29 protein-coding genes, 1 tRNA gene and 1 other RNA gene are annotated in these 23,846 nt (G+C 70.2%); 21 read left to right on the top strand and 10 right to left on the bottom strand.

The features are described 5' to 3' along the window. The first annotated feature begins 10 nt into the window (after positions 1 to 10). Positions 11 to 430, top strand: a complete 420-nt coding sequence (locus RG19_RS10375) for a DUF6165 family protein (protein WP_058835213.1) — start codon at positions 11 to 13, stop codon at positions 428 to 430. On the opposite strand, the gene RG19_RS10370 is transcribed toward RG19_RS10375, so the two are convergent. Next, a complete protein-coding gene (locus RG19_RS10370; RefSeq protein WP_058835212.1) occupies positions 394 to 891 on the bottom strand; it encodes a hypothetical protein in 498 nt (165 codons plus the stop codon). The two genes, RG19_RS10375 and RG19_RS10370, sit on opposite strands and share 37 nt — an antisense overlap. Positions 892 to 896: 5 nt before the next feature. Next, positions 897 to 1,976, bottom strand: a complete 1,080-nt coding sequence (locus tag RG19_RS10365) for a glycosyltransferase family 9 protein (RefSeq protein ID WP_058835211.1) — start codon at positions 1,974 to 1,976, stop codon at positions 897 to 899. A 109-nt stretch (positions 1,977 to 2,085) separates the two neighbouring features. Between RG19_RS10365 and RG19_RS10360 the strand changes: the two genes are divergently transcribed. From RG19_RS10360 to RG19_RS10320, 9 genes are read left to right on the top strand one after another with little or no spacing between them, the layout of a single operon-like run. Continuing rightward, positions 2,086 to 2,871: a 3-deoxy-D-manno-octulosonic acid kinase gene (locus tag RG19_RS10360; protein WP_058835210.1), complete on the top strand. Its 786-nt coding sequence runs from the start codon at positions 2,086 to 2,088 to the stop codon at positions 2,869 to 2,871. Between the two features lies 1 nt (position 2,872). Beyond that, a complete protein-coding gene (locus RG19_RS10355; RefSeq protein WP_058835209.1) occupies positions 2,873 to 3,625 on the top strand; it encodes an MBL fold metallo-hydrolase in 753 nt (250 codons plus the stop codon). Next, complete coding sequence (gene moaA, locus RG19_RS10350; protein ID WP_058835208.1) at positions 3,622 to 4,653, top strand: GTP 3',8-cyclase MoaA; 1,032 nt, start codon at positions 3,622 to 3,624, stop codon at positions 4,651 to 4,653. The genes RG19_RS10355 and moaA overlap by 4 nt, the downstream gene beginning before the upstream one ends. Beyond that, positions 4,650 to 5,084 carry a FosX/FosE/FosI family fosfomycin resistance hydrolase gene (fosX, locus tag RG19_RS10345; protein WP_058835207.1) on the top strand — a complete coding sequence of 145 codons (435 nt, stop codon included), beginning with the start codon at positions 4,650 to 4,652 and terminating at the stop codon, positions 5,082 to 5,084. The genes moaA and fosX overlap by 4 nt, the downstream gene beginning before the upstream one ends. Continuing rightward, on the top strand, positions 5,081 to 5,461 hold the full coding sequence (locus RG19_RS10340) for a nuclear transport factor 2 family protein (RefSeq protein ID WP_058835206.1): 381 nt from the start codon (positions 5,081 to 5,083) through the stop codon (positions 5,459 to 5,461). The genes fosX and RG19_RS10340 overlap by 4 nt, the downstream gene beginning before the upstream one ends. 25 nt (positions 5,462 to 5,486) lie before the next feature. Then, positions 5,487 to 6,008 carry a cyclic pyranopterin monophosphate synthase MoaC gene (moaC, locus tag RG19_RS10335; RefSeq protein ID WP_058835205.1) on the top strand — a complete coding sequence of 174 codons (522 nt, stop codon included), beginning with the start codon at positions 5,487 to 5,489 and terminating at the stop codon, positions 6,006 to 6,008. After that, positions 6,005 to 6,247, top strand: coding sequence for a MoaD/ThiS family protein (locus RG19_RS10330; RefSeq protein ID WP_058835204.1), 243 nt, complete (start codon positions 6,005 to 6,007; stop codon positions 6,245 to 6,247). Before moaC ends, RG19_RS10330 begins: the two co-directional genes overlap by 4 nt. Before the next feature lie 2 nt (positions 6,248 to 6,249). Further along, on the top strand, positions 6,250 to 6,699 hold the full coding sequence (locus RG19_RS10325; protein WP_425599696.1) for a molybdenum cofactor biosynthesis protein MoaE: 450 nt from the start codon (positions 6,250 to 6,252) through the stop codon (positions 6,697 to 6,699). After that, the gene (locus RG19_RS10320) at positions 6,696 to 7,778 is read left to right on the top strand and encodes a Vgb family protein (protein WP_238376620.1); all 1,083 of its coding nucleotides are present in this window, start codon (positions 6,696 to 6,698) and stop codon (positions 7,776 to 7,778) included. Before RG19_RS10325 ends, RG19_RS10320 begins: the two co-directional genes overlap by 4 nt. Positions 7,779 to 7,907: 129 nt before the next feature. Here the strand turns inward: RG19_RS10320 and ffs are convergent. Both ffs and RG19_RS10315 read right to left on the bottom strand, forming a co-directional pair. Then, positions 7,908 to 8,004, bottom strand: an RNA gene (ffs, locus tag RG19_RS17260) — signal recognition particle sRNA small type. Positions 8,005 to 8,050: 46 nt separating this feature from the next. Then, a tRNA-Ser gene (locus RG19_RS10315) sits at positions 8,051 to 8,143 on the bottom strand. A 125-nt stretch (positions 8,144 to 8,268) separates the two neighbouring features. Between RG19_RS10315 and dnaX the strand changes: the two genes are divergently transcribed. The 5 genes from dnaX (at position 8,269) to RG19_RS10290 (ending at position 11,979) form a co-directional block, all read left to right on the top strand. Beyond that, positions 8,269 to 10,347 carry a DNA polymerase III subunit gamma/tau gene (gene dnaX / locus RG19_RS10310; RefSeq protein WP_058835202.1) on the top strand — a complete coding sequence of 693 codons (2,079 nt, stop codon included), beginning with the start codon at positions 8,269 to 8,271 and terminating at the stop codon, positions 10,345 to 10,347. 48 nt (positions 10,348 to 10,395) lie between these two features. After that, positions 10,396 to 10,716 carry a YbaB/EbfC family nucleoid-associated protein gene (locus RG19_RS10305; RefSeq protein WP_058835201.1) on the top strand — a complete coding sequence of 107 codons (321 nt, stop codon included), beginning with the start codon at positions 10,396 to 10,398 and terminating at the stop codon, positions 10,714 to 10,716. Positions 10,717 to 10,755: 39 nt separating this feature from the next. After that, on the top strand, positions 10,756 to 10,974 hold the full coding sequence (locus RG19_RS10300) for a hypothetical protein (protein ID WP_058835200.1): 219 nt from the start codon (positions 10,756 to 10,758) through the stop codon (positions 10,972 to 10,974). After that, positions 10,971 to 11,567, top strand: coding sequence for a recombination mediator RecR (gene recR, locus RG19_RS10295; protein WP_058835199.1), 597 nt, complete (start codon positions 10,971 to 10,973; stop codon positions 11,565 to 11,567). The genes RG19_RS10300 and recR overlap by 4 nt, the downstream gene beginning before the upstream one ends. Positions 11,568 to 11,628: 61 nt before the next feature. Then, positions 11,629 to 11,979, top strand: coding sequence for a histidine triad nucleotide-binding protein (locus tag RG19_RS10290; RefSeq protein ID WP_058835198.1), 351 nt, complete (start codon positions 11,629 to 11,631; stop codon positions 11,977 to 11,979). A 96-nt stretch (positions 11,980 to 12,075) separates the two neighbouring features. On the opposite strand, the gene RG19_RS10285 is transcribed toward RG19_RS10290, so the two are convergent. The 4 genes from RG19_RS10285 to RG19_RS10270 are packed head-to-tail and all read right to left on the bottom strand — an operon-like array spanning position 12,076 to position 16,491. Beyond that, entirely contained in the window at positions 12,076 to 12,585 is a 510-nt protein-coding gene (locus RG19_RS10285; RefSeq protein ID WP_058835197.1) for a Slp family lipoprotein, read from the bottom strand. Next, on the bottom strand, positions 12,582 to 14,576 hold the full coding sequence (locus RG19_RS10280; RefSeq protein ID WP_058835196.1) for a transglutaminase TgpA family protein: 1,995 nt from the start codon (positions 14,574 to 14,576) through the stop codon (positions 12,582 to 12,584). The genes RG19_RS10285 and RG19_RS10280 overlap by 4 nt, the downstream gene beginning before the upstream one ends. Further along, the gene (locus tag RG19_RS10275) at positions 14,569 to 15,534 is read right to left on the bottom strand and encodes a DUF58 domain-containing protein (RefSeq protein ID WP_238376619.1); all 966 of its coding nucleotides are present in this window, start codon (positions 15,532 to 15,534) and stop codon (positions 14,569 to 14,571) included. Before RG19_RS10275 ends, RG19_RS10280 begins: the two co-directional genes overlap by 8 nt. Before the next feature lie 6 nt (positions 15,535 to 15,540). Further along, complete coding sequence (locus RG19_RS10270) at positions 15,541 to 16,491, bottom strand: AAA family ATPase (protein WP_058835195.1); 951 nt, start codon at positions 16,489 to 16,491, stop codon at positions 15,541 to 15,543. A 112-nt stretch (positions 16,492 to 16,603) separates the two neighbouring features. On the opposite strand from RG19_RS10270, the gene RG19_RS10265 reads away from it, so the two are divergent. Together RG19_RS10265 and RG19_RS10260 are read left to right on the top strand one after the other, a co-directional pair. Further along, positions 16,604 to 18,481 carry an ArnT family glycosyltransferase gene (locus RG19_RS10265; RefSeq protein ID WP_425599695.1) on the top strand — a complete coding sequence of 626 codons (1,878 nt, stop codon included), beginning with the start codon at positions 16,604 to 16,606 and terminating at the stop codon, positions 18,479 to 18,481. A gap of 18 nt (positions 18,482 to 18,499) precedes the next feature. Next, positions 18,500 to 19,807, top strand: coding sequence for a hypothetical protein (locus RG19_RS10260; protein WP_058835193.1), 1,308 nt, complete (start codon positions 18,500 to 18,502; stop codon positions 19,805 to 19,807). A 12-nt stretch (positions 19,808 to 19,819) separates the two neighbouring features. Here RG19_RS10260 and RG19_RS10255 read toward each other — a convergent pair whose 3' ends face one another. Together RG19_RS10255 and RG19_RS10250 are read right to left on the bottom strand one after the other, a co-directional pair. Next, positions 19,820 to 20,404: a Maf family protein gene (locus RG19_RS10255; RefSeq protein WP_058835192.1), complete on the bottom strand. Its 585-nt coding sequence runs from the start codon at positions 20,402 to 20,404 to the stop codon at positions 19,820 to 19,822. Beyond that, on the bottom strand, positions 20,401 to 20,760 hold the full coding sequence (locus tag RG19_RS10250) for a hypothetical protein (RefSeq protein ID WP_058835191.1): 360 nt from the start codon (positions 20,758 to 20,760) through the stop codon (positions 20,401 to 20,403). Before RG19_RS10250 ends, RG19_RS10255 begins: the two co-directional genes overlap by 4 nt. Positions 20,761 to 20,905: 145 nt before the next feature. Here RG19_RS10250 and RG19_RS10245 point away from each other — a divergent pair, with 145 nt between their 5' ends. From RG19_RS10245 to RG19_RS10230, 4 genes are all read left to right on the top strand, one after another. Beyond that, a complete protein-coding gene (locus tag RG19_RS10245) occupies positions 20,906 to 21,415 on the top strand; it encodes a YceD family protein (protein ID WP_058835190.1) in 510 nt (169 codons plus the stop codon). A 66-nt stretch (positions 21,416 to 21,481) separates the two neighbouring features. Continuing rightward, complete coding sequence (gene rpmF / locus RG19_RS10240) at positions 21,482 to 21,676, top strand: 50S ribosomal protein L32 (RefSeq protein ID WP_058835189.1); 195 nt, start codon at positions 21,482 to 21,484, stop codon at positions 21,674 to 21,676. A gap of 131 nt (positions 21,677 to 21,807) precedes the next feature. After that, positions 21,808 to 22,806 (top strand): beta-ketoacyl-ACP synthase III, encoded by a 999-nt coding sequence (locus RG19_RS10235; protein ID WP_058835188.1) that lies wholly within the window; start codon positions 21,808 to 21,810, stop codon positions 22,804 to 22,806. A gap of 45 nt (positions 22,807 to 22,851) precedes the next feature. Then, positions 22,852 to 23,649, top strand: a complete 798-nt coding sequence (locus RG19_RS10230; RefSeq protein WP_058835187.1) for a BUD32 family EKC/KEOPS complex subunit — start codon at positions 22,852 to 22,854, stop codon at positions 23,647 to 23,649. Positions 23,650 to 23,846: the final 197 nt, after the last annotated feature.

The raw sequence follows: 23,846 nt of genomic DNA, 5'->3' as shown, positions 1-23,846 counted from the left end.
TTGCGCGTCCATGTCCGAAATCCTCGTCCCCGTGTCCTTCGGCGAACTGCTCGACAAGATCGCCATCCTGCAGATCAAGTCCGAGCGGATCGCCGATCCGGCCAAGCTCGCCAATGTGCGCAACGAGCTGTCGGCGCTGGAGAAGACCTGGATGGCGCATCCGGCCGCCGGTCACGACATCGCCCGCCTGCGCGCGGAGCTCAAGGCCGTCAACGAGCGGTTGTGGGTGATCGAGGACGACATCCGGATCAAGGAGAAGGCGCAGGCCTTCGACGACGAGTTCGTGCGTCTGGCACGCAGCGTCTACTTCGAAAACGACGAGCGGGCCCGGGTGAAGAAGGAGATCAATCTCGCGCTCGGATCCAGCTACGTCGAGGAGAAGTCCTACGAGGATTACCGCGGCGGCGCGGAGCCACCGGCGTCGCGCTGATCCCGATCGCCGCGCGCCCGGCGCGCGGCCTCCGCACTGCGCCGCGCGTCGGCCAGACGGATGCCCTGGACCACCGCCATCGCGCACCACAGCACCAGGGCCGCCGGAATCAACCACACCGGCAACGCGACCAGCAGCAGTCCGTCCTGCGCATCCTGCGGGAACCAGCGCACGCGTACGCGGGCGGCGAGGTCGAGCGCCGCCATTGCCAGGCCGGCGAGTACCGCCACCCAGGCCGGTCCGGTGCGGGCGGCCAGTACGAGGATGGCGTACGGCAGGAAGCCGGCCACGATCAGGCCGGCCATGAACAGCCATTGGCCGGCATCGGCGCCGGGCTGGCGCATGTCGGCGATCGCCAGCGTCGCCAGCGCGACCAGTACGCCGGCTCCCAGCAGCAGTGGGCGAGCCAGGCGCGCGAGTGCGGTCGGACGGGGCGAGGGCGGTGTGGTCGGGTGCGGCATGGGGCTCATCCTGTGGACAGGCGACCGTGATCGCGGTCTTCGACATACCGTTCGAAGGCATCGATGGCGTCGGTCACGGTGACGAGATCCATGACGCCCTCGCGTTCGATCTTTGCACCCCACTTCAGGTCGTCGGCTGAACGGCCGAGATAGCGGCGGGCGGCATCGTCGTAACGGTCCACGCAGTAACGCAGATCGGAGTAAGGCCCGCTGCGGGCAGGATTGCTGGCCGCATGCAGGCCGAGCACCTTGGCGCCCATGGCGTTGGCGATGTGCATGGGGCCGGCGTCGGGCGTCATCACCAGCGCGGCGCGCGCGAGCAAGGCGGGCAACTGCTTGAGGGTGTCCTTGCCGACCAGGTCCAAAGCCTCACCCTGCATGGCGGCGAGGATGGCATCGGCGGTGTCGCGCTCCAGTGCGCTGCGCCCGCCGCACAGCACCACCCGCCAGCCACGTGACAACGCGTGGTCGGCGACTGCGGCATAGCGATCGGCGCGCCAGTTGCGCAGCACGTGGCTGGAGCAGGGCGAGATCAGCAGCGCCGGGCGGTCGTCGTCGGGCCACTGGGCCGCGGCCCACGTCCAGGCATCGGCCGGGACGGGAAGGTCCCACACGACCTCGCGTTGCCGCAGGCCGAGCGGCTCGCAGAAGCTGCCGATCGCGTCGAGCACATGGATCCCGGGACGGTCGGGGATCCGTTCGTTGATAAACAGGCCGTGGAGGTCCTTCGCGCGCGACCGGTCGTAGCCCACACGGCGGCGTGCGGGCACGAAGGCCGACAGCAGGTTCGCCCGTGCGGCCACCTGCATCTGCAGCAGGGCCCCGAAACGCCGTCCGCCGAAACCACGGCGGACCGCGCGCATGCCGGCGATGCCGGTCTTCTTGTCGTAGACCACGAAGTCGACGCCGGGCAGGCCATCGAGCAGTTTCTGCTCGCCGCGCCCGACGATCCAGGTCAGTGCGGTCTCCGGCCAGGCGGTACGCAGGGTGCGGACCAGCGGCACAACGTGGGTCACGTCGCCCAGCGCGGACAGGCGCAGCAGGCAGATCGAGTCGGGCGCTGGGGGGGCGGGCGATGGCGGCATGGGCTGGGGTCGTGGTGGGAAGGAATGCGACGGTGCGTTTCGCGAACGGCAGTGTAAGCGGTGGCGGCGCAGACGCCGCGCGGCGGGCCGGCACCGCTAAACTGCATGGATGGTGCGATTCGACGCGACCGAGAGCCTGATTCCCTTCCAGGGTGCCCAGCTTGTCCAGGGCGCGGGGCGCGAGCGTGCGTCCGAAGGGCAGGGCGCGATCCTGTGCGACGCCGCGCTGGCGCGCGAGGCGCGTGCGGACTGGTTCCAGCCCGAGGCCTGGGGCGATCGCGCACGGCCGGTCGACAGCGGCGGGCGTGGCGGGGCCTGGTTCGTCCAGGGACCGTTCGGCGACGCGGTGCTGCGGCAGTACCGGCGCGGCGGCATGGCGGCACGCGTGAGCCGGGACCGGTATGGCTGGCGCGGTGCGGACCGGACACGCAGCTTCGCCGAGTTCCGTCTGACCCGGGATCTGCACCGCGATGGCCTGCCGGTCCCCGAGCCGATCGCCGCGTGCTATCTGCGACGCGGCATGGGCTATCGCGCCGCGATCCTGGTCCGCCGCCTGGATGGCGTCCTCACGCTGGCCGAGCGGGTCGCCGCGCAGGGACGCGACGGCCCGTGGGAGGCCACCGGCCTGCTGGTGGCGCGGTTCCATCGCGCCGGCCTCGATCACGCGGATCTCAATGCGCACAACATCCTGTTCGACGCGGCCGACGCGGGCTGGTTGATCGATTTCGACCGCGGCCGCCGCCGCTTGCCGGAAACCGGCTGGCGGGCGCGCAACCTCACCCGGCTCGAGCGTTCGCTGGTGAAGCTGCGGGGGGCGCGGCCCGAGGCCGAGGTCCGCGCCGACTTCGCGCGGCTGCGAGCCGCCTACGACGCCCGCTGGGCGAAGGGCTACTGACGTGTCCTGGGCACTGCGGTTCCATGGGGTGGGCAATGCCTCGGCGGTCGAGCTGGGTTCGCCGATGGCGACCATCGAGCGCGACGATGCGCCGTGGCTGACCATCGATTGCGGCGGCGAGGGCCTGACCGCGCTGCTGGCCGAGTACGGCGCGCCGCCGCGCGCGCTGTTCGTGACCCACACCCATCTCGATCATGTGGCGGGGTTCGAGCGGCTGTTCGTGTCGGAGTATTTCGACGCCGCGCGCCGTGGCCGCATGCCGGTGTACGTGCCGGCGCCGCTGGTGCCGCTGCTGCATCGGCGCATCGGCGACTACCCGAACGTGCTGGCCGAGGGCGGCGCGAACTTCTGGGAGGCGTTCAGGCTGATTCCGGTGGGCGACGCGTTCTGGCACGACGGAGTGCGTCTGGAAGTCTTTCCGGTCCGCCACCACTGGCCCGACACAGCATTCGGGCTGCGTTTGCCGGGCAGTCTGGTGTGGAGCGGCGACACGCGGCCGATTCCCGAGATGCTCGCGCGTCATGCCGATCGCGACGAACTCGTCGCCCACGACTGCGCACTGCATGGCAACCCGTCGCACAGCGGCATCGACGATCTCGAGCGCGAGTATCCGGCCGACTTGCTGGCGCGTTGCGTGCTGTATCACCACGCCTCGCGCGCCGACGCCCGGGCGCTGCGCGCGCGCGGCCACCGGGTGGCCGATGCGGGCGAGGTGCTGGCGTTGGCGGATCCGGCTGCGGAGGCGATGGCATGAGCCGGCCCGACCCCCTGCCGTCGCCGGTGCTGCCGCTGGATCGCCTGGGTCGGCCGCTGCACGACCTGCGCCTGTCGGTGATCGAAGCCTGCAACTTCCGTTGCGGCTACTGCATGCCGGCCGACCGCGTCCCCGACGATTACGGCTTCGATGCCGCCGGCCGGATGTCGTTCGACGAGATCGAGACCCTGGTGCGCGGGTTCGCCCGGGTCGGCGTGCGCAAGCTGCGGTTGACCGGCGGCGAGCCGTTGCTGCGGCGCGGGTTGCCGGAGCTGGTCGCGCGATTGTCCGCGGTGCCTGGGCTCGACGACCTGGCCATGACCACCAACGCCAGCCTGCTCGCACGGCATGCGCAGGCCCTGCGCGATGCCGGGTTGCGGCGGCTCACGATCAGCCTGGACGCGCTCGCGCCCGATCGTTTCCGCACGCTGTCGGGGGGGCGCGGCGAGGTCGACGACGTACTCGCCGGCATCGCCGCGGCAGAGGCTGCCGGTTTCGGTGCGCTCAAGATCAACTGCGTGGTCCAGCGCGGCGTCAACGAGGATCAGGTGCTGCCGCTGGTGGAGCATTTCCGCCACAGCGGGCACGTGCTGCGTTTCATCGAGTACATGGACGTCGGCAACGTCAATGGCTGGGCGGCGGAGCGGGTGGTGCCGTCGGCCGAGTTGCGCGCGCGGATCGCCGCGCACTGGCCGTTGAGCGTGCTGGATCCGCACTACCGGGGCGAGGTGGCCGTGCGTCACGGCTTCGTCGACGGCGGCGGCGAGATCGGCTTCGTCAGCTCGGTCAGCACGCCGTTCTGCGGCGATTGCCACCGTGCCCGCGTGGCCGCCGACGGCAGCCTGTACACCTGCCTGTTCGCAGCGTCCGGACAGCCGTTACGGCCGCTCCTCGCGCTGGGCGAGGACGCCCTGGTCGATCGCCTCGCCCAGGTGTGGACGCGCCGCGCCGACCGTTACAGCGAACTGCGCGATGCCGAGCGCCGACGCGGGCGCCGCCGGGTCGAGATGTTCCTGGTCGGCGGATGAGCATCCGCGGCCTCAGCCATCTCACCTTCGTGGTCCGCGACCTGGACCGGATGAGTCTGTTCCTGTGCAAGGGGCTGGGCGCCGAGCAGATCTACGACAGCGGCGAAGCCACCCATTCCCTGTCGCCGGAGCGGTTCTATCTGCTCGGTGGTCTCTGGATCGCGGCGATGGCGGGCGAGCCGCCGGCCACGCGCAGCTACCGGCATGTGGCCTTCGCCGTCGGCGCGCAGGATCTTCCGGATTGCGAGGCGAGGTTGCGGCGCATCGGTGCCGAGATCCTGCCGTCGCGGTCGCGCGATCCGGCGGAAGGGCAGTCGCTGTACGTTTACGATTTCGACAACCACCTGTTCGAATTGCACACCGGCGATCTCGCAACGCGACTGGCGCACTATGCGGCCACCGCCGGTCGGGCCGAGGGTCCGGCAGGGTGAGCGGTGACGAGATCGTCGCGATGCTGATCGCGCAGGAGCGCGAGCTGCTGCGGCCGGCCACACGTGCGGATCAGGCGCGCGTGGCCGCTCTGATCGCCGACGATTTCATGGAAATCGGCGCACGTGGCGCAGTCTTCGGCAAGACCGAGGTGCTGGGGTCGCTGCCGGTGGAGCAGGGGATCGCGTTCGAGGCCGGACCGATGCGTGTGGTGTTTCTGACGGCCGATGTCGCACGCCTGCATTACCTGGCAACGCGTCTCGCCGGCGGCGCGCATGCGCGCTCGCTGCGGACCTCGTTGTGGCGCCGCGAGGCCGACGGGCGCTGGCGGATGGCGTTCCATCAAGGCACGCCGGACACCGGTGCGGGTACCATCTGAGGCGTTTTCCGCCCTGCCCATCCGTATGTCCGCTGCCAGTTCCCGTTCGAGTTCCCGCCGTGCCGCCGCGCCCCGGTTGACCCATATCGATCCCGAGGGGCGGCCGACGATGGTCGACGTTTCCGCCAAGGCGGTCACCGCGCGCAGCGCGACCGCGCGCTGTGCGGTGCGTTTTCCCGCCGCGGTGGCGGAGCAGTTGCGCGCCAGTGGATTGCGCAGCGCCAAGGGCGGCATCGTCGATACCGCGATCATCGCCGGCACTATGGCGGTCAAGCGGACCCACGAATTGATCCCGTTCTGCCATCCGCTGCCCATCGACGGCGCGCGTCTGACCATCGACTGGGACGGCGAGCGCGTCCTGCTGATCGAATGCACCGTGCGCACCACCCATCGCACCGGTGTGGAAATGGAGGCGCTGACCGGCGCCACGGTGGCCGCGCTGACCGTGTACGACATGTGCAAGGCGCTGTCCCACGCGATCGTGATCGGACCGGCGAAGCTGGTGGCGAAGCGCGGCGGCAAGCGCGACGTGGGAGCGGCGGCATGACCCGGGTGCAGGTGCTGTACTTCGCCAGCCTGCGCGATGCCGCCGGAATCGCGCAGGAAGCGGTGGATACCGATGCCGAAAACCTGGCTGCCCTCTACGAAGATCTGCGCGCCCGTCATGGGTTCGTACTGCCGCGCGAGCGCCTGCGGGTCGCGGTGGACGGCGCGTTCGCGACCTGGGGCGACCCGCCCCGCGCGGAGACCGAGATCGCCTTCATTCCCCCCGTGAGCGGAGGTTGAGCATGTCCGACGAGTTCGCGTTCCGTCTTGCCGACACTCCGATCGACACGGCAGCCCTGCACGCCGGTCTGCGCCATCCGGCCGCCGGCGCCTGCGCGGTCTTCGAAGGCTGGGTGCGCGACCACCATCAGGGACGCGGCGTGCACGGGCTGCGTTACGAAGCCTACGCCGCGCTGGCCGAGGCCGAAGGCGCGCGCATCGTCGGGCGCCTGCGCGCCGAACATGGTCTGCACGCCGCCGTGTGCGTCCACCGCGTCGGCGATCTGGCGATCGGCGATCTGGCGGTCTGGGTCGGGGTGTCCGCATCGCACCGCGGCGCCGCGTTCGACGCGTGCCGGGCGATCATCGATGCGATCAAGCAGGACGTGCCGATCTGGAAGCACGAGCGCTATGCCGACGGCGACGCGGGCTGGCTGCATCCGGACGAGGGCACGGGCGAGGGTCGGCCATGACGCCGAACACGCACGCGATGCACATCAAGAACGGGGTGATGCGCGCCATCTTGTCTCCCGGTCCGATGGCGATGCTGCTGGCCGCGGCGCTGTTCGCCGTGCCGGCGATGGCCGGCGACCTGCTGGTCGGCAACAAGGCGGCGGACACGGTGTGGCGCCTCTCGCTCGAAGACGGCACGCGTCGCGCGGAAATCGTCACCGGTGCCGCCCCGCACGAGATCGCCGTATCGCCCGACGGGCGGACAGCGGTGGTGACCGAATACGGCCACGATCAGGCGGGGCGCAGCCTGGGCATCATGGGCCTGGGCGGGGCGATCGAAGAACGCGGTGCCGTGCGCAGCCTCGACCTCTCGCCGCATGGGCGGCCGCATGGCGTGCGCTGGTTGCCGGACGGCAAGCGGATGCTGGTCACCACCGAGGCCACGGGAACGCTGGTGCTCGTCGACCCGGCGGCAGGTGTGGAGCGCACCTTCGACGTGGGCGATGGCGTCGGCCACATGGTGGCCTTGTCCGCCGACGGTGCGACGGCCTATGTCAGCAAGATCCGCGCCGGCAGCGTGGTGCGGGTGGACCTGGTGGGCGGCACCGTGCTGGAGCGACCCGCCGGTGGGGGTGCCGAGGGGATCGAGGTGGGCCCGGACGGCCGCGTGTGGGTGACCAATCGCGCCGACGATACGGTCACCCTGCACGACCCGGAGACGCTGGACATCGTGGCCACGCTCGACAGTCCCGGCTTCCCGATCCGGGTCGTGTTCACCCCGGACGGGCGCCACGCGCTGGTGACCAATGCGCGCGCCGCCACGCTGGCGGTGTTCGATGCGGCATCGCATGCCCTGGTGGCGAGCGTGCCGCTGGCCGAGGCCGGGCGCGACTACCGCGACACCCTGCTCGGTCAGGCGGCGCTGCCGATCGGCGTGGTCGCCGATCCGCGCCGGCCGCGGGTCTACGTGGCGGTCAGCGGCGGCAACGAGATCGCCGTGGTCTCGACCCGCGACTGGACCGTGGTCGAGCGCTGGCCGACCGGTGACGAGCCCGATGCGCTGGCGATCGTGCCTGCGCCCGACGACCGGCAAGACTGACCCGGTTCGTGGCACCGGCCATTGTCGTTCGCCGCGCCCAGGTGCGGGCGAACGGCAGCTTCGTCCAGCCTGGCGAGGCGGTGCGCGCGGCGCCTGCGCTGCGCGGCACCGGTGCCGGAAAAGGCGGTGGCCCCGCCGACTGACCTCGTCGCCCGCATCGACCGATACCGTTGCTGCCTTCCGGCCCTGGCGGGATTTTCGATCTAGCGTCGCGAGGGGCCGACGGGGCCACCATGGAAGACCGATCGCGGCACGGGGCCTGCGATGGATGTTGGCGGAGAGAGCGGGATTCGAACCCGCGAAGCGGGGTTTAGCCGCTTACACACTTTCCAGGCGTGCTCCTTCAACCACTCGGACACCTCTCCTCTCGGGCCTGCGGCTGCCGTTCGTGGCGGCGCGCAGGGTCGAGCATTCTAGCCCCAGGACCGGCTGCCGACAAGGAACGCCGGACCGGCGCGGAAGCCGGGGACGGGCATGGCAGAATGACGCCATGTCGTACCTCGTCCTCGCCCGCAAGTGGCGTCCCAAGCGTTTCGCCGAGTTGGTCGGGCAGGAGCACGTGGTCCGCGCGCTCACCAACGCGTTGTCGTCGGGCCGCGTTCATCATGCGTTTCTGTTCACCGGCACCCGCGGAGTCGGCAAGACCACCATCGCGCGCATTTTCGCCAAGAGCCTGAATTGCGAATCGGGTACCTCCGCCGACCCGTGCGGCGAATGCGAGACCTGCCGTTCGATCGACGCGGGGCGTTTCATCGACCTGCTCGAGATCGACGCGGCCAGCAACACCGGTGTCGACGATGTGCGCGAGCTGATCGACAACGCGCAGTACATGCCGTCGCGTGGACGGGTGAAGGTGTACCTCATCGACGAGGTGCACATGCTGTCGAAGTCGGCCTTCAACGCGCTGCTCAAGACGCTGGAAGAACCGCCGGAACACGTGAAATTCCTGCTGGCGACGACCGATCCCCAGAAACTTCCGGTCACCGTGCTGTCGCGCTGCCTGCAGTTCAACCTCAAGCGGCTGGACCTGGACCAGATCGAAGGTCAGATCGGCCGCATCCTGGCGGCGGAAGCGATCGCGTTCGAACCCGGCGCGGTGCGCCAGATCGCACGTGCGGCCGATGGCAGCCTGCGCGACGGCCTGTCGTTGCTCGACCAGGCCATCGCCTACACCGGCGGACAACTGGAAGACGCGGGCGTCGCCACGATGCTGGGCACCGTGGACCGGACCCGGGTCGGTGCGCTGCTCGACGCGCTGGCCGCCGGCGACGGCGAGCGCCTGCTGGCGGAAGTGGCGACCCTGGCCGAATTCTCGCCCGACTGGGGCGCGGTGCTCGACGCGCTGGCCGATGCCCTGCACCGCGTCCAGATCCGGCAACTGGTGCCCGGCGCCGCCCTCGAGCCCGAAGGGCTCGATCTCGATGCGCTCGCCGATGCGTTGCGGCCCGAGGTGGTCCAGTTGTGGTACCAGATGGCGCTGGACGGTCGTCGCGAGATGCCGCTGGCGCCGGCGCCGCGGACCGGTTTCGAGATGAGCCTGTTGCGGATGCTCGCGTTCCGGCCGCTGGAGGGTGCGCCCAGCGGGGCGTCGGCGTCGAGCGCTCCGGCCGCCGTCGGTGCGCCGACCGGGCCGAGTGGCGCTGCACGGGGCGTGCGTGCCGCACCGTCGGCGCGCGGCCTGGATGCCGCCGCCGCCGCGCGTGCGGCACTGGAGGCCGATGGCGCCCTGTCGGCGCCCTCGAGGCGGACACCGGATGCCGCGCCACCGCCCGCGGCATCGCCGCGACGCAGGGAGCCGCCGGCCACGCCTGCAGGCTCGATTGCGCCGGTGGTCCCCGCACAGGCCCGCGCCGTACCGACGCCGATGCGGGATCGGGATGCGGACCACGACGCCCCGCCATGGTCCGACGACGTGGCGCGTGGGCACGAGGCCCGGGCGCCGCACCCTCCGCCGCCGGTCTCGCCGCCGCCTGCGCAGCCCCGGCCCGTCGCGGAAATGTCGGCGCCGGCCCCGAGCGCGGCGGGCGTACCGGCGATCGCAGCGGCACCCATGCCGGCGCCGCTGCCGCCCGCTCCACCTGAGGTGGCGGCGACCCCGGCGCCGTCCGTCGCGTCGCCCATGCAGGCTGCGGATGTCCGCACCGCGATCCCGCAGGCGGCCGAAACGCCCGAGGTGCGGTTGCAGGCCGACGAGTGGCCCGACCTCGTGGTGCGCCTGAGCCTACGCGGTCCGGTCCGTGAACTGGCTGCGCACACCGCGTTCGTCGGCTACGAGGGCGGAGTGCTGCGGTTGGCCTTGCCGGCCAGCGACGATCACCTCAAGACGCCGTTGCTGGTGAACCAGTTCGCGGATGCGCTCGCACCGCACCTGGGCGCGCCGCCGTCGATCCGGTTCGAAAGCGCCGCTGCGGGCGGGCAGACCCTGCACGCCCGCAATGCCCACGCTCGAGATGCCCGCCAGCAGGACGCCGAGCGCGCCTTTCTCGAGGATCCGGACGTGCAACGGTTGATGACCCAGCACGGCGCGCGTCTGGTGCCCGATTCCATCCGGCCGGTCGACGACCGCTGAACGAACCACGGCCGTCCCCTCGGGCGGCCTCTGCCAGGAGATTCCGATATGCGTGGAAACATTGCCCAGCTGATGCAGCAGGCGCAGAAGATGCAGGAGAACATGCAGCGTGCGCAGGAAGAGCTCGCCTCGCTCGAAGTCACCGGCAGTGCCGGTGGCGGCATGGTCAGCGTCACCCTCAGCGGCCGCATGGAGTGTCGCAAGGTGCGCATCGATCCGAGCGTGCTGTCCGATGCCGAGATGACCGAAGACCTCGTCGCCGCGGCGATCAACGATGCCGTCAACAAGGTCAACACCGAGTCGCAGGCGCGGATGGGCGCGGCCACCGCCGGCATGCAGATGCCGCCGGGCATGAAGATGCCGTTCTGAGGCCGAAGCGTGCCCAACGGACGCCCCGGGGATCATCCTGTGACCGATGCGCTGCGCGGTGACCCGTCGGGGTTCGGCGATGCCTTCGACGCCTTGGTGCGCGAACTGTGGCCCATCGAAGCGGCACGAAACGAAGTCGACGCGATCGGCAACGGCCTCGGCAGCATCGCGGATCCACTCGACCACGCGTCACGCGTCGCGACAGCCGTCGGTCGGCTGCAGGCCTTGAAGGCCCGTGTCGGCGGAGGCGGGGCATGACCGCACCCCTGCTCGAGCAACTGATCGACGCCCTGCGCGTGTTGCCCGGCGTCGGCCAGAAATCCGCGCAACGCATGGCCTACCACCTGCTGGAACGCCAGCGCGATGGCGGGCGCCGGCTGGCGGGCGCGCTCGAGGCGGCGATGGAGCGGATCGGCAACTGCGAGCGTTGCCGGGATTTCAGCGAGACGCCGGTCTGCCCGGTCTGCGCCAGCAGTGCGCGTGACCCGCAACTGCTGTGCGTGGTGGAGTCGCCGGCCGACCGGTTGGCGATCGAGCAGGCCACCGACTACCGCGGGCTGTATTTCGTGCTGCACGGACGGCTGAGCCCGCTCGACGGCATCGGCCCACGCGAGCTGGGCCTGGATCGTCTCGGCGACCGTCTGGCCGACGGCCAGACCCGCGAACTGATCCTGGCCACCAACCCGACCGTGGAAGGCGAGGCCACCGCGCACTATCTGGCCCAGCTGGCGCGCCAGCACGGTGTGCGGCCGAGTCGTCCGGCGCACGGGCTGCCCTTGGGCGGGGAGCTGGAGTACGTCGACCGCGGCACGTTGTCGCACGCCTTCGGCAGTCGCAGCGAAGTCGCCTGAGCGGCGGTGGTCGCGGCGGAGTAGGATGCCGCCATCCCCCGAACCTCCGCGCGCACACGCCATGGCCGACGACACCCTGTTCCACAAGATCATTCGCCGCGAAATTCCGGCCGATGTGGTCTACGAAGACGATCACATGATCGCCTTCCGCGACATCGCGCCGCAGGCGCCGGTGCACGTGCTGTTCGTTCCCAAGGACACGATCCCGACCCTGGACGCCGCCCAGCCGTCGCAGGCCGAGCTCATCGGGCGGCTCGCCCTGGCCGCCGCGGAGTACGCACGCCAGCAGGGGCTGGCCGAGGACGGCTACCGGGTGGTCATGAACTGCAACGACCACGGCGGGCAGACGGTGTATCAAATGCACCTGCATTTGCTGGCCGGTGCACCGCTGGGACGGTTCGGTGCCGCCTGAGCGCCTGTGGCCCGGTGATCGCCCGAAGAAAAAGGACCGCCTGTCAGCGGTCCTTTTTCAATGCGGGTTGCGGTCGTCGCGCGACGCGCGTGGTGCTCAGTACCACCACCAGCGCGGACCCCAGCCCCAGGGGTAGGGATCATGGTGGATCACCTGCACGTCGACGCGTTCGGGCCAGAGATAGACCACGTCTGCGTCCAGGCGCGGCAGCGTGTAGTCGTACTCGCCGATGCGGACCTGGTCGTGCCCGGCCACGCGGCCGGTGAAGGTGACCTCGCGGTCGCTGGTGAACAACGCGGGATCGTAGAACCCGCTGCGGCAAGCGAGAAAGCGACCGCTGGTCTGGTTGCCGCCGCTGACCGGCCGCCCGCTGGTATCGAGCGGCATCGACAGCATCTGGAAGCAGGTACGGTCCGGGCCGGGGTTGACCTCCACGACGCGGCCGCCCCAGCGGACCTGGACCTGGGGATTCGCGCCGGGGCCGACCTGATCGGGCGACACCGGTGCATAGGCGCCCTGCAGCGGCGCGGGTGCGGTGACGCAGCCGGCAAGCAGCAGCGTGGTCGCTGCCAGGGCGATCGGAAGAGCGAGGGTCCGGGGGGTCATCGGGAAGTCTCCGCAGGGCGGTGCCGGGTCAGGTCGCGGATCAGTTGCCGTCCCGCGGCCGGATCCGTCTGGATGGAAGCGTAGCGCCAACGTTCGAAACGCGCGCTGAGCATGGCCAGGGCGGTCTCTCCGGGACGCGCCGCCAGCACGCGCGCGGTCCAGGTCGTGGCGGGCTCGTGCGGGAGTGGCGCCAGATCGTGGCGCGCGTAACGCGCGCCCAGCGCGTGCCAGGCGCGCAGCACCGGGTCGCGCTCGCGCTCGCCGCGCGCCACCAGCCAGAGCATCCACGCCAGCGCCAGTCCGCCGAGCGCGGCGAACAACACGATCAACTGGTGCATTTCGAGGTCGCCCGCGCCCAGCGGTCGCAGCAACTGCCGTTGGCGGGCGGCGTTGAAGCCGAGGACGAAATCGTTCCAGCCGCGACGCATCCAGTCGCCGATGTCCCACATCTGCGAAAACGGCAGGAGCGGATTGGCGCCTCCGGCCGGCAGGTCGGCCAGCGTGTCGAGGATGCGTTCGGGCGCGACCGCGGCGGTCGGGTCGACACGTGTCCAGCCTCGCCCGTCGAGCCAGACTTCGACCCAGGCATGGGCATCGTTGCGGCGCACCAGCCAGTAATCGCCGAAGCGGTTGTAGTAGCCGCCGGCGTAGCCGGTCACCACCCGCGCAGGGATGCCGGCCGCGCGCATGAAGACCGCGAAGGCGGCGCTGTAGTGCTCGCAGAATCCCGCCTGCTGGTCGAACAGGAACTCGTCCACGCCGTGCCGGCCCGGCAGCGGCGTGGCGAGGGTGTAGGTGAAGTCGCGCCGCACCCAGGTCAGCATCCGGTCGATCAGTACGCCGTCGGCATCGGGGCCGTCGCCGGCCTCGGCGCGCCAGCTCCGGGCCAGCGCGAGGGTGCGCGGATTGAAGCCGTCGGGCAGGCGCAGCGCGAGCGCCCGTGCGACGGGTTCCAGGTCCGCGTCGAACGTGGAGGGGGCGGCGGAGCGCAGCCGCCAGCGTTGCAGCGAGGTCTGTGGCCTCCACGCCAGCAGGCTGTAGTCGGCGGTGAGGCGTGCGTCGGCCGGCGCGGCCAGCGGCAGGTCGAGCGCGACCAGGAACGGGCGCTCGGTGGGCTCGAGCTCCAGTTCGTACTCCCAGACCGGGCCATCTCGGCGCGTCGGCGCAGGCGGCGCGATCGCCATCGACTCCGAGCGCGTCCAGCGGCGGCCGTCGAAATCCAGCAGAACCGGGCCGCGCCAGTACATCTGGCCGCGTTCCGGGGTCGCGTCGACGAAGCGTGCGCGCAGGGCAGGGGTGTCGTCGGCCATCAGGTCCAGCCACTCGCCCGGGGCCATCTCGCCGGACAGGCCCGGGCGGGCCACGGCGCGTTCGGGGACGCCCCACAGGGGCGAGGCCAGGCGCGGAAACAGCCAGAATGCCGACAGCGCGAGCGGCAGGCCGATCAGCACGAGCTTGCCGACCTGCCAGAGACGCCCGCCGAGCGCGCGCGCCGGCGGCGTGTCGGCGGGGTCGGGCACGACGGACTCCAGCTCCGACAGCCGCCACAGTGCCGCCAGCGCAACCAATGCGCCGGCGAGGCCGAGCAGCAGCGACAGCGGCCCCTGGTCGAGCAGGAATGTCGCGAACGGTGCGAAGAAGGCGAAGCCCAGCAGGCTGCGGGCATCGCGCCATGTGAACAGTTCGACCGGCTTGATCGCCAACATCGCGGCGAGCAGGGCGCAGCCGGTGTCGCGCCCGAAGCTCATGCCGCCGGCGGCCAGCACCAGCCCGATCGCGGCCAGCGCCAGCGCCAGTCGGGCCAGGGCCGGCAGGCGGCGGCGCCACGACAGCGCGGCCACGGCCACGGCGAGTCCGCCGATCGCCGCCCCCTGCAGGCCCGGCAATTGCAGCAACAGCGGTAACTGGCATGCGAACGACGCCGCAAGCGCCCACAGACGTGCGGTGGCGGGGAGCGGCGCGCGTCCGGCGGGCGTCGTGGCCTCAGCCATGTCCGCGTTCCGGCATCAGCGCCAGCGCCCGCAGACAGGCGTGGCGGTGCGTGGTACCACGCGCGGGGCCAAGATCGGCTTGGGCGGGCAGCCGCAGCAGGTAGCGCCGTTGCTCGCGTTCTGCGTCGTCGATCCAGCGCGCCAATCGACGGATCCGGTCCTCGTAGCCGAGTTCGCCGGTGGCGTCCCAGGCGAGGACCACATCGGCGCCGCGCGGTTGTTCGTATTCGCGTACCAGCAATTGCCCGCGCCGGGCTGTGGCTTTCCAGGCAATCGCCCGGCGCTGGTCGCCGCGGCGCCAGTTGCGCAGATGATGCACATCGTCGCCTGCCGGATGCAGGCGCGCCTGTGCGTTGTCACCGTCGCCCAGCGGCAGTCCGGGGCCGTGGGGTTCCGGCGCCGGGTAGACAAGTAACGGAGTGTCCGACCAGACCCATGCCCAGGCCCGCGCGAGCCCGAGCGGACGCGTGGTGGCGATGCGCAGGCGGCCCGGGTCTAGCCGGCCGCGGCGGGCTGTGGGCAACGCCAAAGCCGCCTCGCCGGCACCGTCGTGGAGATGCAGTGCGGCGGTGGCCGCCTCCGCGCGTGCTTCCAGCCCGCGTCGGGCGCGGCGTGGATCGGCGCGCACATGTAGCCGCACGATGAGCGGGCGGCCCGCCGGGACCGGTTCGGCACCGATCGCCTGCACCGTCAGTCCGCTCAGCTGCAGGTGGGCGTGGAGCAGGCTGGCCAGGGTGGCGCCGGCCAGCAGCAGGCACAGCAGCAGGGCGGGGTTGTTGTTGTAGTTGAGGGCGCCGATGCCCATCGTCAGCAGCAGCGCGAAGAAGAACCACCCGAATGCGGTCGGCAGCACATAGACGCGGCGCCGATCCAGCCGTGCCGGCAGCGATTCGGGCACGCGCGGCCGGGCGAGGCGTCGCATGCGCTCGCGAAGCGCGAGCGGCGGTGAAGCGGCCATGGCGGCTCAGTCCACCGACACCGCGTGCAGGATGCCCTTGGCCAGCGCGGCGGGGTCGCCGTCCCCTTCGGCGACGAGCCGGTGCGCGGCCACCGCCGCGAACAGCGTCTGCACGTCCTCGGGGATCACGTGGCCGCGCCCGAGCAGCAACGCGTGGGCGCGCGCCGCGCGCAGCAGGGCGATGCCGGCGCGGGGCGACAGGCCGATTCGTACGCCGCCGTGATGGCGGCTGCGGGCGATCAGCGCCTGCACGTAGTCGATCAGGGCATCGCTGGCATGGATACGCTGCACGGCGCCGCGCAGGGCGAGGACCTCGTCGGGTCCGAGGATCGGCAGCGCCTGCGCGATCAGCTCGCGGCGGTCGGTGCCCGACAGCAACGCGCGCTCGGCATCGCGGCCGGGGTAGCCCAGACTCAGGCGCAGCAGGAAGCGATCGAGCTGCGAGTCGGGCAGCGGGTAGGTGCCGGCGAGATCGAGCGGATTCTGGGTGGCGATGACGAAGAACGGCTCGGGAAGGATGTGCGTGGCGCCATCCAGGCTGACCTGGCGCTCGGCCATCGCCTCGAGCAGGGCGCTCTGGGTGCGTGGCGGCGCGCGGTTGATTTCGTCGGCCAGCAGCACTTGCGTAAAGACCGGCCCCTGGTGGAACTCGAACTGCCGCGACGACGCGTCGTAGACCGACACGCCGACGATGTCCGAGGGCAACAGATCGGACGTGAACTGCACGCGCTGGAACTCCAGCCCCAGCGTGGCGGCGAGCGCGTGCGCCAGTGTGGTCTTGCCCAGGCCCGGCAGGTCTTCGATCAGCACATGTCCTCCGGACAGCAACGCGACGAAGGCCAGGCGCACTTCATAGGCCTTGCCGAGCACGAGGCCGTTCACCTGATCCTGTGCCGCACCGAGCGAAGCTGCGAGGGCGTCGGTTAGCATGTCGGCGTGTGCGGTCGATCCGGTCATTCGTCGTCTCCATCCGATGGGGCGGCGAATCCGGCGGGCGCACCCCTGCCGTCGCCCGCGTCCCCCACCGCCGCAGGCATCAACATCGTCCATTGGAGTGTAACGAGGTCGCATGAGGATGCCGACTGACATCAGCCGGAGTTTCGACGTGCGTCTCTGGTCGGCACGCGAGATCTTCATCGCGCTGTGGGCCACGGTGACCGTGCTCAAGATCGTGTTCGCCACACGGCTGCCGTTGTTCGTGGACGAGGCGTTCTATTGGCAGGAGGGCCAGCATCTGGCCTGGGCCTACTCCGATCTGCCGGGGCTGACCGCCTGGTTGATCCGCCTGGGGACCGAGATCGGCGGCGATCACCTGCTGGCGGTGCGCGGGCCATTCCTGCTGATCGCGGCGGTGCTGCCGTGGTGGATGGCAGGCCTGGTTTCGCGTGAGTTCGACGCGCGCACCGGCTGGCTGGCCGGCATCGCGGTGGTGCTGCTGCCGCTGACCGGCACCCTCGGCCTGCTGGCCTTGCCCGACGTGCCGATGACGCTGGCGACGCTGATGTGCATGGATGCGGCCGCACGGCTCATCCGACGGGTCGATGCCGGCAGTGCCCTGCTGCTCGCCGCGGGGTTGGCGATCGGAGCCCTGAGCCACTACCGTTTCATCGCGGTGATCGGCGTGGGCATCGTGGCCTTGCTGGTCCTGCCGGAAGGACGGCGCGCGCTGCGCGATCCACGAATCTGGATCGCGATCGCCTTCGGCGCCGCGGCCTGGGCGCCGCTGCTGGCCTGGAATCTCGACAACGCCGAGGCCGGTCTGCGCTTCCAGCTGGTCGACCGGCATCCCTGGGCGCTGCATCCGGAAGGCATCGAGTTCCTGCCCGTGCAGGCCGCGGTGGCGACGCCGGTGTTGTTCGTCGCGTTGCTGGCAGCGGCCTGGCAGGCACGCCGGGGCAATGCGGCGTCGCGTTTGTTCGCACTGCTCGGTGGGCTGCTGATCGGCGGCTTCTTCACACTGGGCTTCTTCGCCGATACCGAGCGGGTCAGTTTCCACTGGCCGTTGCCGGGCTATCTCGCGTTGATCCCGTTGCTGCCCGCGCTGCTGACCGCGTGGCCGCGACCGGCGCGCGTCGCAACCTGGGCCACGGCCGCGCTGGGCCTGGTGCTCTTTCTCGGTTACTACGCGACGGTGTCGACGCCGACCGTGCGCGAGCGCACCGCCGCCACCAAGTGGTATCCGTCCAATTTCGCCGGCTGGACCACACTCGCGGCTGCGGTGGCCGAAGCCAAGGCGGACATGCCGCCGGGCACCCGCATCGTCGCCGACAACTTCAAGGTGGGTGCGGAGCTCGGGTTCGCACTCGGCGATCCACGCATCCTGGTGCTCGATCATCCGCTCAACCGCGCTCACGGCCGCGCGCCGCAGCTGCGCCTGTGGGGCCTGGAGACGCGCGGCGTGCCGGAACTGGCCGGTACGCCGGTGTTGCTCGTGGTCGGCACAGACGACGTCAAATTCAGCGAGTTGCTCGACCGCTACCACGTCCTGTGCCGGCGTTTCGGTCCGTTGACGGCGCCGGAGACGGTCAATGTCGATCACGGCGGGCGACGCTTCTTGCTGTTGCGGTTCGAGCCGGTCCCCGACAGCGCCGATGCCGATTGCGCGACGCCGGTCGTCGCGCACATGGACACCCCGGGCACCGGGGAACGTGTCGAGCGACGCTTTCGCGCAACCGGCTGGGCGATCAAGGACGGCGTCGGCGTCGCGGCGGTACGGATCACGCTCGACGGCGAGGTGGTGGCCGAGGCCGAATATGGGCAGAGCAACCCGTGGGTGGCCAGATTCCTGCGCGATCGCTCGACCGATGGGGCGCATCCTCACGTCGGCTTCACTGCGAATGTGGCCGCGACTACAATGCCCGCGGGGATGTACTGGCTGGGTATGGAAATCGAGGGCACGGATGGAAGCGTGGAGATCTGGGGGCAGCGGAGAATCGAGCTGGAGTGATGCGTCACGGCGGCGGGTATGAGCGCCGCCCGTCCGATTCCGACCTGGCTCCGACAGCGCGACCTGAGCCGCCTCGCGCCCTGGCGGGCCCCCGTTGCGCTCGCGGTGCTCCTGCTCGGGATTGGCCTCGCCTGGCGAGTGCCGATGATGCTATGGGACCACCTCGATCTGGTGCCTATTTATGAGGCTTGGCGTGCGGGCGACCTGCGCCTCGGCCAACTGCTCGAAGTCCATCACGGCAGTCATTTCCATGCCACCGCCTACGCGGTACTGCTCCTGACGACGAGTCTCTCCTCGGGCGACCCATGGCTGGACTGCCTGCTCAGTTGGGGATTCCTGCTCGTGTTCGCATTCGTCGTGCTGAAGCAGGCGCAGCAGGACATGGGCGAGGGCGCCTCGAAGCAGTGGTATGCGTTGGCCCTGCTGGCGCTCTACCCGGGGCATCTGGCCAACTTGCAGTGGGGGTGGCAGATCGCGGTCTTCGTCTGCCTCGCCTCTGCGGCGCTGTGTCTTCGCGCATTGACCCGGGGGACGCTGGGGCCTCGGCAGAACGGCATGGCTCTGGTGTGTGCCATCGTGGCGTCGGTGAGTTTCAGTACGGGGCTGGCTCTGTTTCCCGTGGCCTGCGCGCTGATCGTGCTGCGCCAGCCCTCTTCTCGGCGCCTCCTGTGGCTGTTGCTTCCATGGACCATCGCGGCTGCGGGTGTCGCTCACCTGTTATCGCGTGGCGGAGGCACGGGGATTCCGGATCCGACGATGGCGGTGCTCTACGTCTTGAACTTCATTGGGGGCGGAGTCGCACGGTATGCCACCGGTGTGGCGCCATGGATCGCAGCCGCCGCCATTGCGTACGGTGTCGGGTTGGGCTGGTGGATGCGTGGGCAGCGAGAGGCCTGGTTCTGGATCGGTTGGATGCTGTTCGCACTGGGGGCGGCGGGCCTGACCGCGCTAGGGCGTGCCAGTGCCTTCGGCGCCGACCATGCGTTCGTGACACGTTACGTCTCGTTTTCCTCGACGTTCTGGCTGGGTTGGTTCGGCCTGATATTTCTGGCGGCCCGGCGCGATGGCTTGCTCCGGCATTCGAGATGGGTCAAGCGGGCTGCGGTCTTCGTATTCGCATTGAGTGCGCTCAATGGCATGCACCTGGCGAAGAAGGCGTACGTCGTCGGTGTCAAGGCAACCGGGACATCCGATGCGATTCGGGCGAGCTGGCCGGACGTAGACGATGCCTTGCTGCGCGAAATCTATTTCGAGCGCAGCGACGATGCCAGGAGGCGGCTCGAAGCGCTGCATGCCCGTCGTTACGCGCCCTTCGATACGCTCTGACCTGCGCGTGGATCAGGGCAGGGCGAGCCCCGCCTCGCGAAGCAGCTTCGCGGTCGCGATGAGGGGCAGGCCGATCAGGGCGGTGGGATCGCGGGTGTCGATGGCGTCGAACAGCGCGATGCCCAGGCCTTCGCTCTTGAATCCGCCTGCGCAATCGTAGGGGCGTTCCGCGTCGACGTAGCGGGCGATCTCCTGATCGGACAGCGGACGGAAATGCACGCGGGTCAGATCGAGGGAGGCGGCCCGGCAGTCGCCGGCGTGCGCGAGCGCCACGCCGGTGTGGAAATGGACCTGGCGGCCCGCCATCGCGCGCAATTGGGCGACGGTGGCTGCGTGGGTGCCCGGTTTGCCCAGTGGCTGACCGTCGAGGTCGGCGACCTGGTCGGAGCCGATCACCCAGGCGTCTGGGCGCTGCAGCGAGACCGCCCGTGCCTTGGCGCGGGCCAGGCGCCCGGCGAGCGAGGCTGGCGTTTCCCCCGGTCGGGGCGTTTCGTCGACATCCGGACGCGCTGTTTCGAACGGCCGCCCGAGGCGTTCGAGCAGTTCGCGACGGTAGGCGGACGTGGAGGCGAGTACCAGCAGGAAAGAGGTCGTCATGGCGTGTGTGCGCGCGCGCGCTCGATCCGGTCGAGTTGCTGCTCGATGCGCGCGCGGGCCTCGTCGATGGCCGCGCGCACCTCGTCGAGGCGCGCGGCGCTGGCGGTGGCGCCATGTTGCTGCAGCCACAGTCGCTGCCGCAGCATCTCCTGCATCGCCTCGCGGACCGGATTGTCTTCGTTGCCGGTGATCGCCTCGAGTTCGGCGCGCGCGGTGCGCAGCCGGTCCTCGAACGCGTCGGCGGCATCGAGAACCCCGGTGAATGCGCGCTGCTTGCGCTGCCCGCCACGGCGCAAGGCCCAGGCGAGGGCCGTCACGCACGCAGCCACGGCGATCAGACTTGCGATGATGGTCACGCCGCCCCCCGGGAAATACGAAGCGCAGTCTGCCCCCGTGTCGGGGTGCGGGCAAATCTCCCCACGGGACAAGGGGTTGCAGCCCAGTTCCGGCGGCGTGCGTATTTGACACGCTGGCTCGGCAGGCTCTAACATTCCGCCTCTTATGTCCACCGATCTGCCCGAAGTCGTCGATGCCTGGCGCATGATCGCCGCGCAGCGGGTGTTCGAAGGACGCCTGCCGCTGTCGGCGATGCCTCGTCTGGGCGAAGCACTGCAGTCGGTGGACGGCGACGCCGTCTTCGCCATGGAGTTCGGCCGTGACGCGTTCCAGGTGCCGTTCGTGGCGATCCGGGCCGAAGCCGGGCTGCCGCTGCAGTGCCAGCGCACCCTGCAGACGTTCGTGCAGCCGGTGCAGGTGGAACAGCGCTTCGGCCTGATCCGCGACGAAGCCGACGAAGCCGCGCTCCCACCCGGGTACGAGGCGTTGTTGCTGGCGGAGGACGGCATGCTGCGGCCGGCCGACGTGGTCGAGGACGAGCTTCTCCTCGCCGTGCCGCTGGTGCCGACGGCGCCCGGGTCGGAAGCCGTCGAGCGCGACTGGCCGGTGGCGGCGGACGAGGAGGCGCGAGCCAATCCGTTCTCGGCGCTGGCAGCGTTGAAGAAGAATCCCTGAGGGGCCTCCGGGCGCCTCGTTCCTGAAAAACCAGATCCGTTCAAGATCCATTGCTGGAGCAATCCCATGGCTGTGCAGAAATCCCGCGTCACCCCCTCCCGCCGTGGCATGCGCCGCGCGCACGACAAGCTGCAGGCCAAGCAGTTGTCCACCGATCCGACCACCGGCGAGACGCATGTGCGTCATCACATCACCGCCGACGGTTACTACCGCGGCAAGCAGGTGATCCAGCCGAAGGTCCGGATCGTCGACGAAGACTGATCCCACCCGCCGCCGTCGCAGCGACGGCGGCTTCCGGCGCTCCGCGACCGCAGTCGGGTCCCGCCAGGTTCCGCACGTCGCGTCGCGCCTCTGGCAGCTGCCCCCCGGCAGCGGAAGGACAGCGGTCAACGATGAGCGAAACGGGTCAGACGATTCCCCGCGTGTATGCGCGGATTGCCGGGACCGGCAGCTATCTGCCGGCCAATGTGGTCAGCAACGACGAGCTCGCCAAGCGCGTCGATACCAGTGACGAATGGATCGCCTCGCGTACGGGCATCCGCCAGCGTCACATGGCCGCCGAAGGCGAGACCACGTGCGACCTGGCGTATCACGCCTCGGTCCGAGCGCTCGAGGCGGCCGGTGTCGAGGCGTCCGAGCTCGACCTGATCGTGCTCGGGACCACGACGCCCGATCTGATCTTCCCCTCCACCGCCTGTCTGCTCCAGCATCGTCTGGGTGTGGCCGGCTGCGGTGCGTTCGACGTCAACGCCGCCTGCTCGGGCTTCGTGTACGCGCTGTCTGTGGCCGAGAAGTTCATCCGCGCGGGTGCGGCGCGCACGGTGCTCGTGGTCGGTGCCGAGACCCTCACCCGCATGATCGACTGGAACGACCGCGCCACCTGCGTGCTGTTCGGCGACGGTGCCGGCGCGGTGGTGCTCAAGGCCGACAGCGAGACCGGCATCCTCAGTACCCACCTGCACGCCGATGGCGGCAAGAAGGAGCTGCTGTGGAACCCGGTCGGGGTGTCGGTGGGTTTCAAGGACGACGAGCCCAACGCCGGTGTGCGTATCAACATGACCGGCAACGAAGTCTTCAAGCACGCCGTCAAGGCGCTCGACTCCGTGGTCGAGGAAACGTTGGCGGCGAACGGCCTGGATCGTCACGACATCGACTGGCTGATTCCGCATCAGGCCAACCTGCGCATCATCGAGGCCACCGCGAAGCGGTTGGAGATGCCGATGGAGCGGGTGGTGGTGACCGTCGACCAGCACGGCAACACGTCCTCGGGCTCGGTCCCGTTGGCGCTGGATGCTGCGGTCCGGTCGGGACGGGTGCAGCGGGGCCAGTTGCTGCTTCTGGAGGCCTTCGGGGGCGGCTTCACCTGGGGTTCGGCCCTGCTGCGTTATTAAAGACCGGTTAAGGCCGGTCCTGTCGACCGGGCAGAGGCGTCCGGCATGATCGAGCCGATCCAGATTGCAGGCGAGGCCGCCTGGCTCAAGCATTACGACAACGGCAGCGGACGGCGTTATCGCCTCGCCGCGCTGGACCTGCTCGCCCGCAAACTCGGTCTGGGGCCATTGCGCCCGCCGCCGCATCATGCCGGTCGGGATGCGCGCGATGTCGAACAACGGCGGATTCTGGAACTGCAGGATGCCGGGGTCCGGGTGCCGCAGATTCTCGGGGTCGGCGACGGGGCGCTGGTGCTCAGCGACATCGGCCCGACCCTGGCGTCACGCATGCGCGAGGTCGCTGGCGAGCCGGCGCGTCTCGATGCGCTCACCGAAGAGGCGATCGCGGCGATCGGCGACGGTCATGCGCGCGGCGCCCATTTCGGTCAGCCCTGGCCGCGCAACCTCACCGTCGACGAGCGGGGCGTCGGTTTCATCGACTTCGAGGAAGATCCGCTCGAGGTGATGCCGCTCGACGACGCCCAGGCCCGCGACTGGGTGCTGTTCGCCTACGGCACCGCGCGGTATTACGGCGGCCGTCAGGACGTGCTGTCGGGCATGATCGGCGATGCGCTGGCCCAGGCGCCTACCGAAGTGGCGGAAGCCGCCGGTCGCGTCGGCGCCAGGCTGGCGCCGCTGGGCCGTTTCGCGCGGCAACTGCGGCATCGCGATACGCGGACCGTGGCACGTGCGATTTCGGTGCTGCGTGCGGCTGCGCCGCTGCTGCTGGCGATCGCCGTGTTGCTGGGGATCGATCTGATCCACGATGGCGAGATCGATTTCTTCGCCGACCTGTTGTTCTGAGCAGGCGGTCGGGCGGGCCGGAATGGCTCGAGACGCAGCCGGCTCCGGGTTCGAGCGGCGGCGGCCGGCCGGAAACGGGCGCTGGATCGGCGACAACGCGTGATGGGCGCCAACATCGGCGAACAGGTAGACATACGCCCTCGTACAGACAGGGTGGCGTCCATGCCCGTATCATTTCGCGCTTCGCTTTCTGAAGC

Source organism: Luteimonas abyssi (assembly GCF_001482195.1).
Lineage (GTDB): Bacteria > Pseudomonadota > Gammaproteobacteria > Xanthomonadales > Xanthomonadaceae > Luteimonas > Luteimonas abyssi.
This window is presented reverse-complemented; position numbering and strand designations above follow the sequence as displayed.

Coding starts and splice junctions, on each gene's coding strand:
- RG19_RS10260 (WP_058835193.1), top strand. CDS start 18,500: ATGAGCGCCGCCCGTCCGATTCCGACCTGGCTCCGACAGCGCGACCTG.
- RG19_RS10230 (WP_058835187.1), top strand. CDS start 22,852: ATGATCGAGCCGATCCAGATTGCAGGCGAGGCCGCCTGGCTCAAGCAT.
- RG19_RS10375 (WP_058835213.1), top strand. CDS start 11: ATGTCCGAAATCCTCGTCCCCGTGTCCTTCGGCGAACTGCTCGACAAG.
- RG19_RS10305 (WP_058835201.1), top strand. CDS start 10,396: ATGCGTGGAAACATTGCCCAGCTGATGCAGCAGGCGCAGAAGATGCAG.
- RG19_RS10360 (WP_058835210.1), top strand. CDS start 2,086: ATGGTGCGATTCGACGCGACCGAGAGCCTGATTCCCTTCCAGGGTGCC.
- RG19_RS10265 (WP_425599695.1), top strand. CDS start 16,604: ATGAGGATGCCGACTGACATCAGCCGGAGTTTCGACGTGCGTCTCTGG.
- rpmF (WP_058835189.1), top strand. CDS start 21,482: ATGGCTGTGCAGAAATCCCGCGTCACCCCCTCCCGCCGTGGCATGCGC.
- moaA (WP_058835208.1), top strand. CDS start 3,622: ATGAGCCGGCCCGACCCCCTGCCGTCGCCGGTGCTGCCGCTGGATCGC.
- RG19_RS10325 (WP_425599696.1), top strand. CDS start 6,250: ATGTCCGACGAGTTCGCGTTCCGTCTTGCCGACACTCCGATCGACACG.
- RG19_RS10285 (WP_058835197.1), bottom strand. CDS start 12,585: ATGACCCCCCGGACCCTCGCTCTTCCGATCGCCCTGGCAGCGACCACG.
- RG19_RS10255 (WP_058835192.1), bottom strand. CDS start 20,404: ATGACGACCTCTTTCCTGCTGGTACTCGCCTCCACGTCCGCCTACCGT.
- RG19_RS10365 (WP_058835211.1), bottom strand. CDS start 1,976: ATGCCGCCATCGCCCGCCCCCCCAGCGCCCGACTCGATCTGCCTGCTG.
- RG19_RS10245 (WP_058835190.1), top strand. CDS start 20,906: ATGTCCACCGATCTGCCCGAAGTCGTCGATGCCTGGCGCATGATCGCC.
- dnaX (WP_058835202.1), top strand. CDS start 8,269: ATGTCGTACCTCGTCCTCGCCCGCAAGTGGCGTCCCAAGCGTTTCGCC.
- recR (WP_058835199.1), top strand. CDS start 10,971: ATGACCGCACCCCTGCTCGAGCAACTGATCGACGCCCTGCGCGTGTTG.
- RG19_RS10370 (WP_058835212.1), bottom strand. CDS start 891: ATGCCGCACCCGACCACACCGCCCTCGCCCCGTCCGACCGCACTCGCG.
- RG19_RS10280 (WP_058835196.1), bottom strand. CDS start 14,576: ATGGCTGAGGCCACGACGCCCGCCGGACGCGCGCCGCTCCCCGCCACC.
- RG19_RS10270 (WP_058835195.1), bottom strand. CDS start 16,491: ATGACCGGATCGACCGCACACGCCGACATGCTAACCGACGCCCTCGCA.
- fosX (WP_058835207.1), top strand. CDS start 4,650: ATGAGCATCCGCGGCCTCAGCCATCTCACCTTCGTGGTCCGCGACCTG.
- RG19_RS10290 (WP_058835198.1), top strand. CDS start 11,629: ATGGCCGACGACACCCTGTTCCACAAGATCATTCGCCGCGAAATTCCG.
- RG19_RS10235 (WP_058835188.1), top strand. CDS start 21,808: ATGAGCGAAACGGGTCAGACGATTCCCCGCGTGTATGCGCGGATTGCC.
- RG19_RS10275 (WP_238376619.1), bottom strand. CDS start 15,534: ATGGCCGCTTCACCGCCGCTCGCGCTTCGCGAGCGCATGCGACGCCTC.
- RG19_RS10320 (WP_238376620.1), top strand. CDS start 6,696: ATGACGCCGAACACGCACGCGATGCACATCAAGAACGGGGTGATGCGC.
- RG19_RS10330 (WP_058835204.1), top strand. CDS start 6,005: ATGACCCGGGTGCAGGTGCTGTACTTCGCCAGCCTGCGCGATGCCGCC.
- moaC (WP_058835205.1), top strand. CDS start 5,487: ATGTCCGCTGCCAGTTCCCGTTCGAGTTCCCGCCGTGCCGCCGCGCCC.